The sequence below is a fragment of the Flavobacterium sp. genome, assembly GCF_046153165.1.
In the GTDB taxonomy this organism is placed as follows: Bacteria; Bacteroidota; Bacteroidia; order Flavobacteriales; family Flavobacteriaceae; genus Flavobacterium.
The window spans coordinates 1-15,453 of sequence record NZ_JBJXEN010000115.1; the positions used below are offsets into that span (position 1 = coordinate 1).

General features: G+C 30.3%; 15 protein-coding genes, 1 tRNA gene and 2 pseudogenes. 16 read left to right on the plus strand and 2 right to left on the minus strand.

Annotation, left to right across the window (positions count from 1 at the left end):
• Positions 1–245: pseudogene (locus ACKVOV_RS13605) on the plus strand (fructose-bisphosphatase class I); the annotation flags it as partial.
• 55 nt (positions 246–300) lie between these two features.
• Here the strand turns inward: ACKVOV_RS13605 and ACKVOV_RS13610 are convergent.
• A tRNA-Gln gene (locus ACKVOV_RS13610) sits at positions 301–371 on the minus strand.
• A 155-nt stretch (positions 372–526) separates the two neighbouring features.
• Here ACKVOV_RS13610 and ACKVOV_RS13615 point away from each other — a divergent pair.
• The 15 genes and pseudogenes from ACKVOV_RS13615 (at position 527) to ACKVOV_RS13685 (ending at position 15,029) form a co-directional block, all read left to right on the plus strand.
• The gene (locus ACKVOV_RS13615; protein WP_409207304.1) at positions 527–3,727 is read left to right on the plus strand and encodes a DUF2723 domain-containing protein; all 3,201 of its coding nucleotides are present in this window, start codon (positions 527–529) and stop codon (positions 3,725–3,727) included.
• A gap of 236 nt (positions 3,728–3,963) precedes the next feature.
• Entirely contained in the window at positions 3,964–5,160 is a 1,197-nt protein-coding gene (locus ACKVOV_RS13620; protein WP_409207305.1) for an ATP-binding protein, read from the plus strand.
• 190 nt (positions 5,161–5,350) lie between these two features.
• Positions 5,351–5,541: pseudogene (locus tag ACKVOV_RS13625) on the plus strand (Fic family protein); the annotation flags it as partial.
• Positions 5,542–5,891: 350 nt separating this feature from the next.
• Positions 5,892–6,389, plus strand: coding sequence for a hypothetical protein (locus ACKVOV_RS13630; RefSeq protein ID WP_409207306.1), 498 nt, complete (start codon positions 5,892–5,894; stop codon positions 6,387–6,389).
• Between the two features lie 165 nt (positions 6,390–6,554).
• Entirely contained in the window at positions 6,555–7,370 is an 816-nt protein-coding gene (locus tag ACKVOV_RS13635) for a WG repeat-containing protein (protein ID WP_409207307.1), read from the plus strand.
• Between the two features lie 318 nt (positions 7,371–7,688).
• Positions 7,689–8,147: a hypothetical protein gene (locus tag ACKVOV_RS13640; protein WP_409207308.1), complete on the plus strand. Its 459-nt coding sequence runs from the start codon at positions 7,689–7,691 to the stop codon at positions 8,145–8,147.
• Positions 8,148–8,315: 168 nt separating this feature from the next.
• Positions 8,316–8,882, plus strand: a complete 567-nt coding sequence (locus ACKVOV_RS13645) for a hypothetical protein (protein WP_409207309.1) — start codon at positions 8,316–8,318, stop codon at positions 8,880–8,882.
• A 164-nt stretch (positions 8,883–9,046) separates the two neighbouring features.
• Positions 9,047–9,619, plus strand: coding sequence for a DUF2199 domain-containing protein (locus ACKVOV_RS13650; protein WP_409207310.1), 573 nt, complete (start codon positions 9,047–9,049; stop codon positions 9,617–9,619).
• A gap of 729 nt (positions 9,620–10,348) precedes the next feature.
• Complete coding sequence (locus ACKVOV_RS13655) at positions 10,349–10,597, plus strand: hypothetical protein (protein ID WP_409207311.1); 249 nt, start codon at positions 10,349–10,351, stop codon at positions 10,595–10,597.
• Between the two features lie 108 nt (positions 10,598–10,705).
• Positions 10,706–10,843, plus strand: a complete 138-nt coding sequence (locus ACKVOV_RS13660) for a hypothetical protein (protein WP_409207312.1) — start codon at positions 10,706–10,708, stop codon at positions 10,841–10,843.
• Between the two features lie 225 nt (positions 10,844–11,068).
• A complete protein-coding gene (locus tag ACKVOV_RS13665) occupies positions 11,069–11,653 on the plus strand; it encodes a hypothetical protein (RefSeq protein WP_409207313.1) in 585 nt (194 codons plus the stop codon).
• A 102-nt stretch (positions 11,654–11,755) separates the two neighbouring features.
• Positions 11,756–12,457 (plus strand): hypothetical protein, encoded by a 702-nt coding sequence (locus tag ACKVOV_RS13670; RefSeq protein ID WP_409207314.1) that lies wholly within the window; start codon positions 11,756–11,758, stop codon positions 12,455–12,457.
• 161 nt (positions 12,458–12,618) lie between these two features.
• Complete coding sequence (locus ACKVOV_RS13675) at positions 12,619–13,230, plus strand: hypothetical protein (RefSeq protein WP_409207315.1); 612 nt, start codon at positions 12,619–12,621, stop codon at positions 13,228–13,230.
• Between the two features lie 172 nt (positions 13,231–13,402).
• Positions 13,403–14,242: a tetratricopeptide repeat protein gene (locus ACKVOV_RS13680; RefSeq protein ID WP_409207316.1), complete on the plus strand. Its 840-nt coding sequence runs from the start codon at positions 13,403–13,405 to the stop codon at positions 14,240–14,242.
• A 157-nt stretch (positions 14,243–14,399) separates the two neighbouring features.
• A complete protein-coding gene (locus ACKVOV_RS13685; protein WP_409207317.1) occupies positions 14,400–15,029 on the plus strand; it encodes a polysaccharide deacetylase family protein in 630 nt (209 codons plus the stop codon).
• Between the two features lie 42 nt (positions 15,030–15,071).
• On the opposite strand, the gene ACKVOV_RS13690 is transcribed toward ACKVOV_RS13685, so the two are convergent.
• The gene (locus tag ACKVOV_RS13690) at positions 15,072–15,368 is read right to left on the minus strand and encodes a thioredoxin family protein (RefSeq protein ID WP_348075458.1); all 297 of its coding nucleotides are present in this window, start codon (positions 15,366–15,368) and stop codon (positions 15,072–15,074) included.
• Positions 15,369–15,453 lie beyond the last annotated feature (85 nt).

Genomic DNA, 15,453 nt, shown 5'->3' on the forward strand with positions numbered 1-15,453 from the left:
ATATGATAAAAGGCGGAATATACATTTACCCAACGAGTTCGAAAGCACCAAAAGGGAAATTGCGTTTACTTTATGAATGTAGCCCAATGGCATTTATTGCAGAGCAAGCTGGCGGAAAAGCTTCTGATGGTTATAACCGTATCATGGAGATTCAACCGACGGAATTGCACCAACGTGTTCCTTTTTTCTGTGGAAGCTATAATATGGTCGAAAAAGCAGAAGAATTTATGGCAAATTCTAAATAGTATTTTCAGAAATAATTATAAACGAAAAAACCCTTCATTTCTGAAGGGTTTTTTGTTGGTCTACAAGGACTCGAACCTTGAAAGACTGCACCAAAAACAGTTGTGTTACCATTACACCATAGACCAATAAAGCTGCAATAATTCTTTATTGCGAGTGCAAATTTACTACAATATTTATTTTCTGCAAGGTTTTTATCAAAAAAAATTAAAATTTTATTTTTAACCTTTTGTTTAGATAAAAAAATAGTTTCTTTGTAGGGTAATATTTATACCAAAAATTTATGTCTTTCAATTTCAATAAATGGAACACAGCCCTTGGTTGGCTTACCTTTTTTATCGCTCTTATAGTCTATTCACTTACTGTAGAACCTACAATGAGTTTTTGGGATTGTGGCGAATATATTGCCACGGCAGCAAATTTAGAAGTTGGGCATCCGCCAGGAGCGCCTTTATTTCAAATGATAGGTGCGTTTTTTGCGATGTTCGCTATAGATAAACAGCATATTGCCTTAATGGTAAACATGATGTCCGTCTTTTCTAGTGCTTTTACTATTTTATTTTTGTTTTGGTCTACTTCAATTATTTTAAGAAAAATAGTTTCTGGATTTACTGAACTTAATAAAAACAATTCGATAGTTATTCTAGGAAGCGCTTTTGTAGGGTCTTTAGCCTTTGCTTTCTCAGATAGTTTTTGGTTTAATGCTGTCGAGGCAGAAGTTTATGCTATGGCAACATTGCTTATTGCATTGCTTTTTTGGCTCGGATTACGTTGGGAAGAAGAAATGCATACCGAACGTGGTAACAAATGGTTATTAATAATATCATTAGTAGTCGGATTGTCTTTTGGGGTTCACTTCATGGCATTATTAACTATTCCTTCAATTGGGTTTTTATATTATTTTAAAAATTATAAAAATATTACTGTAAAAAGTTTTATCATCGCCAATTTTGTTGTGGTGGCTGTTTTACTTTTTATATTCAAATTGTTATTGCCTTGGACAATGATTTTCTTTGGTGCTACCGAAGTTTTTATGGTAAATAGTTTAGGTTTGCCTTTCGATTCAGGAACAATATTCGTTACATTACTTCTTATCGCATTGTTTTATTTCGGATTAAAATACACTCGAGAAAAAGGAAAAGTTCTTTATAATACTTTAATTCTTTGTGTGCTATTTATCATGTTAGGTTTTTCTACATGGATGATGTTGCCTATTCGTGCTAATGCAAATACTCCTATTAACGAAAACAAACCTTCTGATGCACGTGAAGTTTTAGCCTACTATAACCGTGAGCAATATGGTGTGAATCCTTTGTTTTATGGACCTCAATTTTCTGATACTTATGCAGGATTAGATGAAGACAATCCGTACACAGACGAAAAACCAAATTACGAACGTGATTACAAAAAAGGAGAATATGTAATTGTAAACAATTATAAAAATGGCAGTCAAAATACCGATGACAAACACAAAGCCATTTTACCAAGAATGTGGAGCTCTGATCATGCAGAAAACTACATGAAGTTTACAAATGTGCTTACTTTTAGAATAAAACCAGAATATGCCGAAGAAAAAGAATTGACTGACATTGTCGCTGAATTTAGATCTTCTTATGCTTCTGGAAAATTAGAAATAGAAGATTACGAAAAATTCCTGAAAGCCTATGGTCAGTATCTTGATATAGACAAACCAACGACTATAGACAATCTAACGTTTATGGTTCAATATCAATTTGGATATATGTATTGGAGATATCTAATGTGGAATTTCGTTGGAAGACAAAATGACAAACAAGGAGAATATACTTCTTTAGATGGCAATTGGTTAAGTGGAATTCCTTTTATAGACGATATAAGATTAGGTTCTCAAGAAAATCTTCCAGCAGAATGGAAAAATAACAAAGCTAGAAATACTTATTTTTTCTTACCGTTTATCATCGGACTTATTGGGTTTTTCTTCCATGCCAAAAAAGACATTAAGAGCTTTTATGTTGTTTTAGCACTGTTTTTATTTACAGGTTTAGCACTTAAAATTTATCTTAACGAACGACCTTTCGAACCTCGGGAGCGAGATTATGCACTTGTAGGTTCCTTTTATGTATTTGCTATTTGGATAGGAATTGGCGTTTATGCCATTTACGATTTTCTAAAATCATACATTCAACCTAAAGTTGCGGTACCAGTAGTTATAACAGCTTGTCTTTTTGCGGCACCAATACTTATGGCGACTCAAAACTGGGATGATCATGATCGTTCAGGAAAATATACAGCAGTTTCATCGGCAAGAGCTTATTTAGATTCTTGTGACAAAAATGCTATTTTATTCACTATTGGTGACAACGATACTTTCCCTATTTGGTACTTACAAGAAATTGAAGGATATAGAACAGATGTACGCATTGTAAACACCAGTTTATTAATGACGGACTGGTATATCGATCAAATGAAGGCCAAAGCTTATGATTCTGAACCAGTTCCTATTTCGTTTTCACACAAAGATTATGTTGACGGAAAACGAGATTATTTAGTTTTTGATCAAAAAACTGATGCAAGACTCGATGTAAAAGAATTTATGGATTTTGTTTCTAGCGATGATCCTAGAACATTAATCGAGATGAAAAATGGCCAGAAAATTCAGTTTTATCCAAGTAATAAAATTAGAATTCCTGTCGATAAAAATGTAGTGATAGCAAACAAAGTTGTTAGTCCAAAATACAATGATTCAATAGTTCCTTACATAGATGTTGATATAAAAGGAGATGCTTTATACAAAAATCGCCTCATGATGTTAGACATTGTAAGAAACAACAACTGGAAACGCCCTATATATTTCTCTCCAGGCGCTTTTGCAGATGATGATTATATCTGGATGAAAGAATACTTACAGCTTAACGGAATGGTGTACAAACTAGTTCCTGTAAGAACTCCACTAGACAAAGATGCTTCAGGTTATGAAATGGGAGACATTGATGCCGATAAAATGTATGACATCATGATGAAACTAGATTGGGGTAATGGCGAAAGCACAAAAATATACCACGATCCAGAGACTAGAAAAAATAGTATTTCGTATCGTACCAATTTAACAAGATTAATGAATCAGTTAATTGCCGAAGGGAAAAATGATAAAGCTAAAAAAATAATCGAATTAGCACTAACCAAACTTCCTTTAGATTATTATGAGTTTTATAGTATGGTCGACCCTTTTGCCGATGGTTATTATAAAATAGGCGAAACACAAAAAGCACGTACTTTGCTCAAACAACTAGAAGCAAAATACCAAGACGAACTAAAATATTTTAGCCAAACAAAAGCTAGCGAACAAAACGAAAATGCTATCGATGTTATCACTAATATAGAAAGATACAGAGGTTTGTTAGAAATTATGAAAAACAATAAAGACACTGATTTTTATAATACTGAAAAAGCAACCTTTAATAGCTACAATAAACGTTTTGATCGTTTTGGTAGAGATATGGAGTAGATTATTAGTCCCTATAGCTATCGGGATTGATTATTATAAAATGCAGTTGTTGTAAAAATAACTGCATTTTTTTTGTGGTATATTTGTACAGTTATACAGCAATTTACATATTAGGAAAAAGAGGCGAACACCTGTCCCAATAGATATAAATTTTCGCAAAATCGAGAAAAGTATAAAGCGAGCGCTCGTTATATGTAATGGGGTAGAAACACTAATAAACAACTAAAACAAATCTAATGGATAAGAAAGAAGAGAATCCTAAAATCCTCAAAAACAAATATATACCAACGACTGAGTTTTATAGTCAGATAATTGACAGCTTACAAGATTATTCTATTTTTACATTAGATAAAGAATTTATCATAAATAGTTGGAGTTCTGGATCTACAAAAATATTTGGTTACGAAACAGAGGAAGTTATTGGAGAATCATTCGATTTAATATTTACAGAAGAAGATTTAAAAAATGGTATTCCAAAAAGAGAAATCGAAATAGCTTTAAAAGAAGGCCGAGCAACGGATAACAGATGGCACATTGCTAAAGACAAGAGCCTATTTTATGCTTATGGCTTGGTATTTCCATTAATTGGTTTAGATGGGGAAATGTTGGGCTATGTTAAAATTTTACGAGACTTAACAGATAGGAAGCAATCGGAAGATGCTATAAAAAAATATATTAGAGAGTTGGAAGAACTTAATACCCACAAAGAGAGTGTTATGGCAATACTTTCTCATGATTTAAGAAGTCCTTTATCAGCTATTATTGGAACTGCAAAATATTTAAAAGAAAATTTTCATAGAATGAAGCCTAGTGCTGTTCAGCAAATGCTAGACTTACTTTATAAATCATCAACAGATGAATTAGATATGTTAGATTATTTAGTAGAATGGGCGAGAATAAAATATGCATCGGATACATTCTCTCCAACAAAAATAAAATTAGTCGAATATATTGATAAAGTTTTTGAAACTTTAAACGAAACTACTTCTATAAATGCAATAAATCTTCATCACGAAATTGAAGCAGACACTTCAGTATTTGCAGATGGTAAAATGTTAATTTCCATAATCCAAAATATTGTTTCAAATGCAATAAAACATACAGAAAAAGGAGGAGAAATAACAGTTTCGGCAAAAAGTAAAGAGGATAAAATTATTGTTCAGGTTAAAGATACCGGAATTGGAATGTCTAAAGAAATAATGGAAAAACTTTTTACTCCTCAAATAAAGACACTTTCAGAAACAAGAAAAAAGGATAAAGGAGCTGGAATTGGTTTATTATTAGTAAAAGGGTTTTTAGAAAAAAATGATGGTGAAATATGGGTAGAAAGTACAGAAGGAGAAGGTTCATCTTTTTATTTTACATTACCCATTGAAAAACCTTTGTATAAAATAGGCAGTTCAGACGAAATCATGTTTGATGAAAGTGTATAATATAAAAACACCTCAAATCATCAAACGATTATATAGTAATCAGGTTTGGGATATTACATTTTTTGTTTAATTTAAAGTTAGTTATATCATAAGAAATTTATTTTTTTTAATATTCAACAGTTACAAAACAAGAAGTGTTTGTGCTAATAATTTTAAAAATTAAAAGAAAAGACAACTTTTGATAGTATCAATTAAGCCGCCTTATGATATAACGCCGAAAATTTTAAAATTGATAAGCTCTATTTCTGAAAAAAATAGGAGAAGTAAATGTTAATTATCTAAGAGGCAATCGCCACAACTTCGCAAACAGAATAGAATTAAAACAATACATTCCACTTTACAAATTGGAGGAATACACTAACTGAGGAACAAATAACTGCATTTTTTTGTGGTGTTTTTATGTTGTGATAATTTTTATGAAAATAATTATTTTATCACAGACTTGTGATAATTTAATGAAAAAATATTTTTTTATCACAAAAAATTAAACCTTAATAATAATTATGTTTTCTAAACATATAAGCACAAAATCATGGCAACAAATAAAAAGTCCCTTTGATGATTTATAAGATAAAAGCATTATTTTTGAGAAGTAAAAAATAAAAAAATAGCGCCAATCTAACCGTATTTGGGTGTATACACGCTACTTTATAGTGACTATTTACAAGTTGGCGGTCAGTTACAAGCTACAGAAAACGTATAACAGAAAATAAAGTTTAATGAAAATCAAAATGAATCAAATAATCTACATTTCAATTTTTCTGTTGGGCATATTTGTTTTGGCATATTATCGTAAAGCAAAATCGGAAAAAGAAAGTGTTAAAAGTGTAAATGCAAATGAACTCGTTCAAAATGAGATTGTCCACGAACAATTGTCTGAAAAGCAAATTGAGAAAATAAAAAAGATTCAATCATCATTTGCTGACGTCTATAAAATTTCTTTGGAAGAAACAATTACAAATTTTAAACGGGATCAAAATCCTGACAATGAAATTGAAGTTTGGCTTAATATGCTGAAAGCTTATGAAAAGTTTGTTTCCAAAAATGGAACTGAGATTGAATTGAATAAAAAAACGGAAGTTTTTAAATTAATATTAATGCGTTCAATGATGGATGAAAAAGAAGCTGAATTTGAAACTAAGTGCACAATATTAAATAAAAATGAAATAAAAGAAATATTTAGTTATTATAAAATAGAAGCAAAACCTCTTCTGATTGAAACCAAATAACCGAACCGCCAACACACGCTACAAGCAATTTGGGTATTAGGCTTAATGGAAAAATTGGTTTGTATTTGGGATGATTTGGCAAATCCGAAAATAGGGCTTAATTTAGTCCCAAACCTGCTGTAGTAGGGGGCGTTTGCACAATTATACAAAACAACGGAGAATTAAATGACAAATAAATTAAAGACAATATACATTCTGTTTTTTGTCTATATAAATACATATGGTCAAACCAAAATTATAGAAGAACTTGACAATTGTAACTATATCATTGAAAATAATAAAAAATTCGCCATCTCGAAAGATACTATTAATCCAATTTTTAAATTTGATACTATATGTAAATCAAGACAAGATGAATATTTATTTACTAAAGTTGATAATCTTTGGGGAGTAGTTAATCAAAATGGCAAGATAGTAATACCAAACTTGTATGATAATATTAATACCGCCTGTTGCTATGAAAATCTAAAAGGTAAAGATAACTTCATAACCAGAAAACATAATAAAGTTGGTGTGCTAAAATATAATAATCGTTTTCTTATACCAATGATTTACGACAAAATTACAAGTTGGGTTGAGTATGGACCAAAAGCACATTATGTTTCAAAAGACAATAAAATTGGATTAATAAAACACAATGGTAAAATTATGATTCCTGTTTCTTATGATTCATTATATTATTCTAATGATAGAATAATTAAAGGAAAAATAAATAATAAATTTGGAGTTCTTAATTCAAAAAATGATATAATTATTCCATTTGAATATGATGCGCTTATAGTGGATTTTGATATTCATGGTTGGATAAATGAAAATCATATTAATAAATTTACTGCAAAGAAAAATGATATTTGGTACTATTTAGATTACAACGGAAACATAATAAAAAAAGACATTCCAAACGCAGAAATTGAAAAAGAATATGAACCTTTCCAATTGAAAAATTATGATTTTGAATACATTGGAAAATTATTAAAGTAGAAATAAAAAAAAACTACTTCTAACAGGAGTTTGGCAAGATTGCGAATTTTGTAGTAAATTCAAGTTTACATTTCACAAGAAATTTTATCTTTAACAGAAAATAATTCGTTCCGAAGTTCGCAACTGACGAGAAGCGGCAGAATGTTGTGTGCTGGTTTTGAAACTCTATATATGAAGAAAATTTTACTGTTATTAGGACTTCTGCTTTTATGTACAAGCTGTGAAAAAAAAGTCATTTGTCATATCGATCTTAAAACTTTAAAATCGAATGATAGTATAATCTCGAAAGTCAAAAGGGAGAAATCTTTCGTTCAACTTTTGAATAAACTTAAAGAACCTGAATTAGAAACCTTAGATAGAGAAACATATCGTTTCCTAATATTAAGCTCATTTGGAAACTATAAAACTTACCGTGTAAATAAAAACTCTGATAATTACATTATTATAGCTAAAAATTATGTTAAATATTTTGAAGATACAATTACCCATAAAGAAATTGTAATAAATAGTCTAGTTAAAAAAAGTGAAACTGCAATAAGTGAAGCTCAATGGTTAGAGGTAAAAGCGTTGATAGATAAAATAGATTTTTGGGAACTACCAGTCAGCAAAAATGAACGATATTTAGATGGAACTGCCTATATTATTGAAGGCTACAGTCTTGAAAAAAATGCGTGTACACAAAGAAATTATCATGTTACATCAAGAATTTCTCCTAATGATTCAACCATTTATAAATCCATATTTAATAAAATATCAAAATTTATTGAAGATAAGTAATTATAGGTTAAACCAGCACACAACAGCCGTTTCTCGCAATTGCGAATTTTGTGGTAAGTTCACGTTCACGTTTCGCAAGAATTTTTATCTTTAACAGAAAATAAAAAGTTCCGAAGTTCGCAATTGACGAGAAGCGGCGGAACGTTAGGCGGCATTTAAACAACATTCGTGGATAAAATCGAATTTTCAGGAAAATATTTATCATTCAAAGCTCGCTTGATTAAGGGGTTGCTTCCACTTATAATAATTTTAGTCTGGATTATATTGTTATTTGTTGAGCGTATTTTACGTAATAATGGAATCAAATTAAGAGGAATTTTGATTTTATTATTAGTTTTCATTGTTTCAACAGTAATCGCAATTGCTCAGTCTAAAAACTATGTGACTTCAGTAAATATTGAAAATGGAAACATTAGATTTATTGGCTATAATTACGATAATAAGTATTCAAAAGAACTGGATTTGAATGAAGTAAAAGTTTCTATAAGATTTCAAGGAAAAAGGAATGTAGATTATTTTTTAGAATTTAAAGCTGGCAGAAAAAAATTCCTAATAAATGAACTTAAAAATTGGAATTATAACGATGTGGCGGATCTTTTCAGAAGCTTTAAAACTGCCAAAAACGAAAAAGTAATATTTGATGATGAATATTGGCTTGACGTTATGGAGAAAAAGGCAAAAGGAATGACATCATATCAAGCCGTGATGAGTAAAGGAAATAAAAACGCCACCTAACTGCCGTCACGCCTCATTGCTCGATTTCGTTAGCAGGAACATTTTCTTCACGAAAAAATTCTATCTTATTGGAGAAATCGCGGTTCGCTTTTCCGCAACGAGGCGTGGCGGCGGAACGTTAGTGGTTATTTTTGAGCGACTGAAACTAAAAAACTAAAAGTAGAATGTCAGAAAACATTAAATTTAAATGCAGTTGTTGTGGAGAAATCCACGAAGAATGGCCTGCATTAACTTTTATTTCTCCCGATAATTATAACTGTTTATCAGAAGAAGAAAAAAAAAGCATTGGATATATTGACAGTGATTTTTGCACAATAAATCATACTGACCAAATTGATCGATTTATTCGTTGTACTTTAATTCAAAAAGTTAATGACCATTGCGAAGATTTGGATTACGGACTTTGGGTTTCTTTAAGTGAAAAAAGTTATGTGGATTATGAAAAAAACTTCAAAAAAGACAGAGAAGAAAAAGGATATTTTGGTTGGCTTTGTAATGACATAATAGATTATGAGTTTTCGGAAAGCATTCCTATGGATGTAATTACCCGAAATAATAGACAACGACCAGAATTAATTCCTCATAAAGATTTTGACCATCCATTTGTAAAAGATTATTATAATGGAATTTCTAAAAAAGAAGCCGAAAGAAGAATTTTTAATATGTTAGAAATCGTTAATAAAAATGAAACCGAAAATGAAGACGCTGAAAAAAGGAAATGGTGGAAAATATGGTAATAAATAGAAAAAACAACCGCTAACACACGCTACAAGCAATTTGGGTATTAGGCTTAATTTGAAATTGGTTTTGTATCTGGATGATTTGGCAAATCCGAATAATGGGCTTAATTTAGTCCCAAACCCGCTGTAGTGCCAGAACGTTATGCAACAGCTTTGGAATCGTGGTAAAAACAACTTTGAAATTTAAAATATGATTAAACGGATTTTTATACTTGGAATTATAATGAGTTTAATCCAAACTTTACTGTACTTCATTATTGTAGAATCACTTCAGTTTGCAGAAACAAAGTTTGTGGTAAAAAACAACCGACAAATTACCGACGCAATACTTCCTTATATTATCCTTATCTTTTTTGAAATTGTATTGATACAAAATATATTATCTTCTATAGTTAGCAGAAAACTATTTACTTGGATTATGTTTTCGCTATCAGCTATATTTTTATTAGCAGCATTTTTCAAGCCTTTTAGCATATGGCCTTCGCTCCCATTTTGTTTAATAATTGTTTTACTTTTGTTATGTTATGTGATTGTCGAAAGGCATTACGGAAGAATATTAAGCCGTTTGCATAACAGCCGTTTGGTAAGATTGGGGTTTTAGGCTTAATGGAAAGTTGGTTTTGTATTTGGGATGATTTGGCAAATCCGAAAATAGGGCTTAATTTAGTCCCAAACTGCCTGTAGCGCCGGAACGTTACCAGTAATACTTTAACGAATATCTTAAAAATGGAAAATCAATTTTTTGTCGGCCAAGCAGAATTCAAAACTGGACATGTTTTACGAAAAGATTTATCGTTTTTCAAAACTGGTGGCGAAAGAGCAGAAATATACGAGATTTTCAATTCAGAAATTGAGGCGAAAGATTATGCGAAGAATAAGAATATTGAAAATCCAGAAATAGAATATTGGGTAGAAAATGACAATGGTAAAACTATTTTCTACGTTTCCAAAAATGAAATAAAAGAATATGACTGAAGAAGAACTTAACAAGATTGAAGTAAGAGCCAACAAAGCTCAAAAAGGTTCGTGGAAAGCATACATAGAAGGAAGGGATCACACTAGTCTAGTGGTTCAAGTTTCATAATGACTGGAGAGAGTGTAGAAAGAGGAAACAATATTGAATTATTTGGAGCAACCGAATCAGATTATGATTTCATAGCTAATGCAAAACAAGATATTCCAAATTTAATAGCAGAAATTAGAAGGTTAAAGTTTGATTAATAACGGCACTACTGGTAACAGCCGTTTGGCTAGATTGGGGTTTTAGGCTGAATTTAAAGTTGGTCTTGTATTTGGAAAATTTGTGTTTAACCGAAAAATCTTGCGTCTTTAATCCCCAACCTCGCAAAGCGCGCTTGTCGTTATGCGAAAGGGCCGAAAACAATCGGTAAATTTGAACCCTATATTCTATCTGCGAAATTTCTAAATTAAATTGACAACATGCCAATGAAAATAATTATCAAAATACTTCTGCTAATTTTACTTTCACATACTGGATTCTCACAGAAAAAATCTTTATCCGAATTAACGAAAGAGATACACAATCGATTTAATCTTGATAAAGCCAATTACATAATCTTATCTCGAACAATATCTACATTGACATTGACTGTAAAAGAAAATGAGCAAATCAGCAATTGGGAAAATCATTATATACTATTTATTATAATAGACAAACTTGAAAAGACAGTTGTAGAGGAATATCAAGATGGAAATAAATCAAAAACCTTTGAAATAAATAATTTTAATATATTTAAATTAGTAAAGCATAACTTCCGTTCAATAAATGTAGAGAAATTGAATGATTTTGAATATGAAAAAGATGGCTCAAAAGTTCACTTAGCCCAAAGTAATTCTGGTGAAATGGAAATAGATGTGGTTTTTAATCAAGCAACTTATCATAATAAGTTTGATGAGTTTCTATTAGAATTTTCAAGTAATTCAAAGTTGAAATTAGTCAAGCTCATTTCGCGCATTGAAGACGAACTAAAACCGTATTACGAACACCATCCTTTTTATGTTAAAGATTAACGAATACCAATAAATAGGGTTAAAACAAAGTAATAGTTAAAATAGCCCCATCGCATAACAGCGGTTTCACAAAATGGCAGTAATGCCCAAAAAATCCGGTAAATGAAAGAACTTTTAGATTACAGAAACCAAAATTTATGGAATGAAATTTCCAAAGATTATAATATATCTTTTGAAGATTCACTTTCAAAAGAATATGGTTGTTTTGCACAAAATAAGAATGTGATATTTTATATTGATAAAGATAATTTATCTAAAAGTTCATTTACTCACGAAATGCTTCACGTTTATTTAAGATGCAAGGATTGCTTTATTAGTGGAGGATTAAATAATACAATAAGACAAAATTCAATTTTGTCATCTATGTTTTCACAAGAATTACTTGAACATATGGGAAATTGCCTTGACCACATAAAAATGCTTCCAATTTATCTAAATCTAGGATTTGAAAAAGAGAAGTTTCTATTAGACTTTTATGAAAATAAATGCACGTCAGAAGAACTTTATACTCTTAAACAGAACTATAAGATTCAATCATCAATTAACCAAAATGCTGTAGACTTTTATATTGGAAAATTATTTGCGATTTTGGCTGACCCAAATACTGAATTTGATTATTCAAAAGAATTAGAAGAGTTTAAAAAAATTGATCCTATTCTTTTCGAGGCAAACAATAAAATGATTGAAAATTGGAAAGAAATAAAATTAGAAAACAGAAAAGTTTGGGACGATGATTATCATACTGTTTTGTTTGGATATTATCAAGATTTAGAAAATTGGATTTTAATTAATAACCTAAATTAATAAAGACACTACTGCTAACACACGCTACAAGCAATTTGGGTATTAGGCTTAATTTGAAGTTGGTTTTGTATTTGGGAGATTTGGCAAATCCGAATAATGGGCTTAATTTAGTCCCAAACTGCTTCTAGCGCGGGAACGTTGGCAGTAATAAAACCGAACTAATGAAGAAACTAACTTGGCTATTTGCATTAATTTTAATTAACTGTTCATCTAATGAAAATGAAATTAAAAACATTGAATTCTTGTCTTATAGTTGGAATGTTGAAACGCCTATAAATAAAGTTAAACCAAAATTTAAACTAGAATGCGAAATATACTCAGCAATAGACAAAAATGGAAATAACAAAACTTATTCTTGTAATTACCATCCAAATAAAACAGAAGAATATTTCGAATCAACTGTTGACAAAAAAATAATTGATTCTTTAATTCATCATACAAATAAGCTCACTAAAAAGTCTAAAAGCCAAATTAATTATCTTGCAAATATTGGGTGTATAAAAGCACCTCCATTTTTAAGAATTAAAATTAATTACAAAAATGAAACTTCAAAAACATATTACTACAATTTTATTGAAGATGATAAAGAGTATTCATCAATTATGAAACTATATACCGCTTTACAAAAAAACAGAATTGAAGAAAATTACAGTAAAATAAAGGACAATTCTGATTTGAAAATTAATAAGGACGAATTTATAAAATATACAATTAACGAGGACACTTTAAACTTTCCGAAACCAAAAATAATAGATTTTATACCGCAAGGTTAAATGAAGAAATTACTACTGCTAACACACGCTACAAGCAATTTGGGCAATTGGCTTAATGGGAAAATAGTTTTGTATTTGGAAGATTTGGCAAATCCAAAAATAGGCCTTAATTTAGTCCCAAACTCCGTGTAGCGCGGGAACGTTACCAGCCATTTTGAAACAACTTTTACATATGAAGAACATACTTTTAACTATTTTTTTTCTCTTAACTTTTAATTGCTTTTCTCAAGAAAAACTAATTTTCAATACAAAATTTACACAAAGTGAAGATAAATGGGTTGCCTTTGAAGCGGACTCTATTGGTTCTCATAATTTTGGTTTTATATACATAGATTCACAGGCTGGATTAACCTTTGACTATGCAGGAACCTTCAAAATTGATAATAATGGAAAGTTCATTCTTAAAAAGAAAGAATTAGAAGGCTCAATGAAAGTTAGATTAGAACCCAACAATAGATTAGTAGCTATTATTCCTGAATCACATTTTTCTGAATTGAAAATTTCAAAATTTCCAGATTGGCTCAAATATTATAAAAAAGATGAAAACTCTATCGAGAGATTATATAAATGGGGTTATATGTACAATGGATGGGAAGAATGTGAAAAAGCATTGGATTTCTTGGAAAAAGCGAGCAAAATTAATCCTGACTATAAAGGTCTACGAGTTGAATTAGGATTTTCTTACAACTGCTTAAATCAATCTCAAAAAGCTATAGTTATATTAAAAGAGGCAATTAAGCACGAACCAAAAGACGCTTACATTTATAAAGAACTTTTATATTCACAAATACATAATAATCAGCTTAAAGATGCAATTGAAACTTATGAAAAAATTTTGAAAGAAGTAGCCGATAAAACTTATAATGCTGAAAATGCGTATAATATTTTAGGAGAATATTACCGCCAAAAAAATCTTGAGAAATTCAACGAATGGATGGCGGAAACAGAAATTGATAAGGACAAACATTTTGGCCCATATGTTGAAAAATTAAAAAAGGCATTCAATAAATAAAACGGCTGGTAACAGCAGTTTGCCGCAATAGCTAATTTGTTTATACCGCATAAATTTTCTTCCCGAAAATGTTTATCTTTAACAGAAAATAATCGGTTCCGAACTTCGCGCCAGTGCAAAGTTGAGAACCATTACACAGTTCAAAACTCTAAAAACCGTGAACTTCTACTGGATAAAAACACCTCAAATCATTAAGCGATTATTTAGTAATCAAGTTTGGGATATTCCCAATAAGGAGAACAAAATTTATCTCACTTTCGATGATGGTCCAACACCAGAAATAACAGAATGGGTTTTAGGAATTCTGAAAGAAAATAATATTAAAGCGACTTTTTTCTGTATTGGTAACAACATACAAAAACACCCAGAAATCTTTAATAAAGTTATTAATGACGGACATGGTATAGGAAATCATACTTTCGATCACAAAAATGGTTGGAAAACTACAACCGCTGATTATATAGAAAATGTAGAGCTGTGTGAAAAGCAACTTTTAAATATAAAAGCTAAAATTTTCCGTCCGCCTTATGGCAAAATAAAACTTTTACAATCTAAAAAATTACGAAAATTAGGTTACAAAATAATTATGTGGGATATTCTCACTGCCGATTTCGATGCAAAAATATCTAAAGAAAAATGTCTAGAAAATGCGACTCAAAAAGTAACTTCTGGTAGTATTATTGTTTTTCATGATAGTATAAAAGCATTCCGAAACTTAGAATACGCTTTACCTAAAACCATTCAAATCTTAAAAGAAAGAGGATTTGTGTTTGATGTGATTTCTTGAGATTTCATTGTTATTAGAACTCAAAACAACAAAATTTGTAATCTAAATTTGTTCTTGAACTAAGCTAATAATAGAATTTGCATCTAACTCACCAGATTGTCTCCACATCATTTGTCCGTCTTTATAAATCATAAGAGTAGGCAAACCTTTTATACGAAGTGCTTCGGCTAGTTCTTGGTTTTTGTCAACATCAATTTTTATCACTTTGGCTTTATCACCAAGTGCAGCAGCAACATCCTTAATAACAGGATGCATAGATTGTGAAGATTCATTCCAGTCTGTATAAAAATCGATTAGAACAGGAACTTGAGCATTTATTAGTTCTCCAAACTTTGACATAGTATAATTTTATTAAACTTTGTTATACAAATATAGTGTTTTTAGTATATTAAGCTACATTTTGTCCTTTTTTTAGACGAATTAC

Bases quoted from the DNA above. Each gene is read 5' to 3' on its own strand.
- ACKVOV_RS13615 (WP_409207304.1), top strand. From the start codon at position 527: ATGTCTTTCAATTTCAATAAATGGAACACAGCCCTTGGTTGGCTTACC.
- ACKVOV_RS13620 (WP_409207305.1), top strand. From the start codon at position 3,964: ATGGATAAGAAAGAAGAGAATCCTAAAATCCTCAAAAACAAATATATA.
- ACKVOV_RS13630 (WP_409207306.1), top strand. From the start codon at position 5,892: ATGAATCAAATAATCTACATTTCAATTTTTCTGTTGGGCATATTTGTT.
- ACKVOV_RS13635 (WP_409207307.1), top strand. From the start codon at position 6,555: ATGACAAATAAATTAAAGACAATATACATTCTGTTTTTTGTCTATATA.
- ACKVOV_RS13650 (WP_409207310.1), top strand. From the start codon at position 9,047: ATGTCAGAAAACATTAAATTTAAATGCAGTTGTTGTGGAGAAATCCAC.
- ACKVOV_RS13655 (WP_409207311.1), top strand. From the start codon at position 10,349: ATGGAAAATCAATTTTTTGTCGGCCAAGCAGAATTCAAAACTGGACAT.
- ACKVOV_RS13660 (WP_409207312.1), top strand. From the start codon at position 10,706: ATGACTGGAGAGAGTGTAGAAAGAGGAAACAATATTGAATTATTTGGA.
- ACKVOV_RS13665 (WP_409207313.1), top strand. From the start codon at position 11,069: ATGAAAATAATTATCAAAATACTTCTGCTAATTTTACTTTCACATACT.
- ACKVOV_RS13670 (WP_409207314.1), top strand. From the start codon at position 11,756: ATGAAAGAACTTTTAGATTACAGAAACCAAAATTTATGGAATGAAATT.
- ACKVOV_RS13675 (WP_409207315.1), top strand. From the start codon at position 12,619: ATGAAGAAACTAACTTGGCTATTTGCATTAATTTTAATTAACTGTTCA.
- ACKVOV_RS13680 (WP_409207316.1), top strand. From the start codon at position 13,403: ATGAAGAACATACTTTTAACTATTTTTTTTCTCTTAACTTTTAATTGC.
- ACKVOV_RS13690 (WP_348075458.1), bottom strand. From the start codon at position 15,368: ATGTCAAAGTTTGGAGAACTAATAAATGCTCAAGTTCCTGTTCTAATC.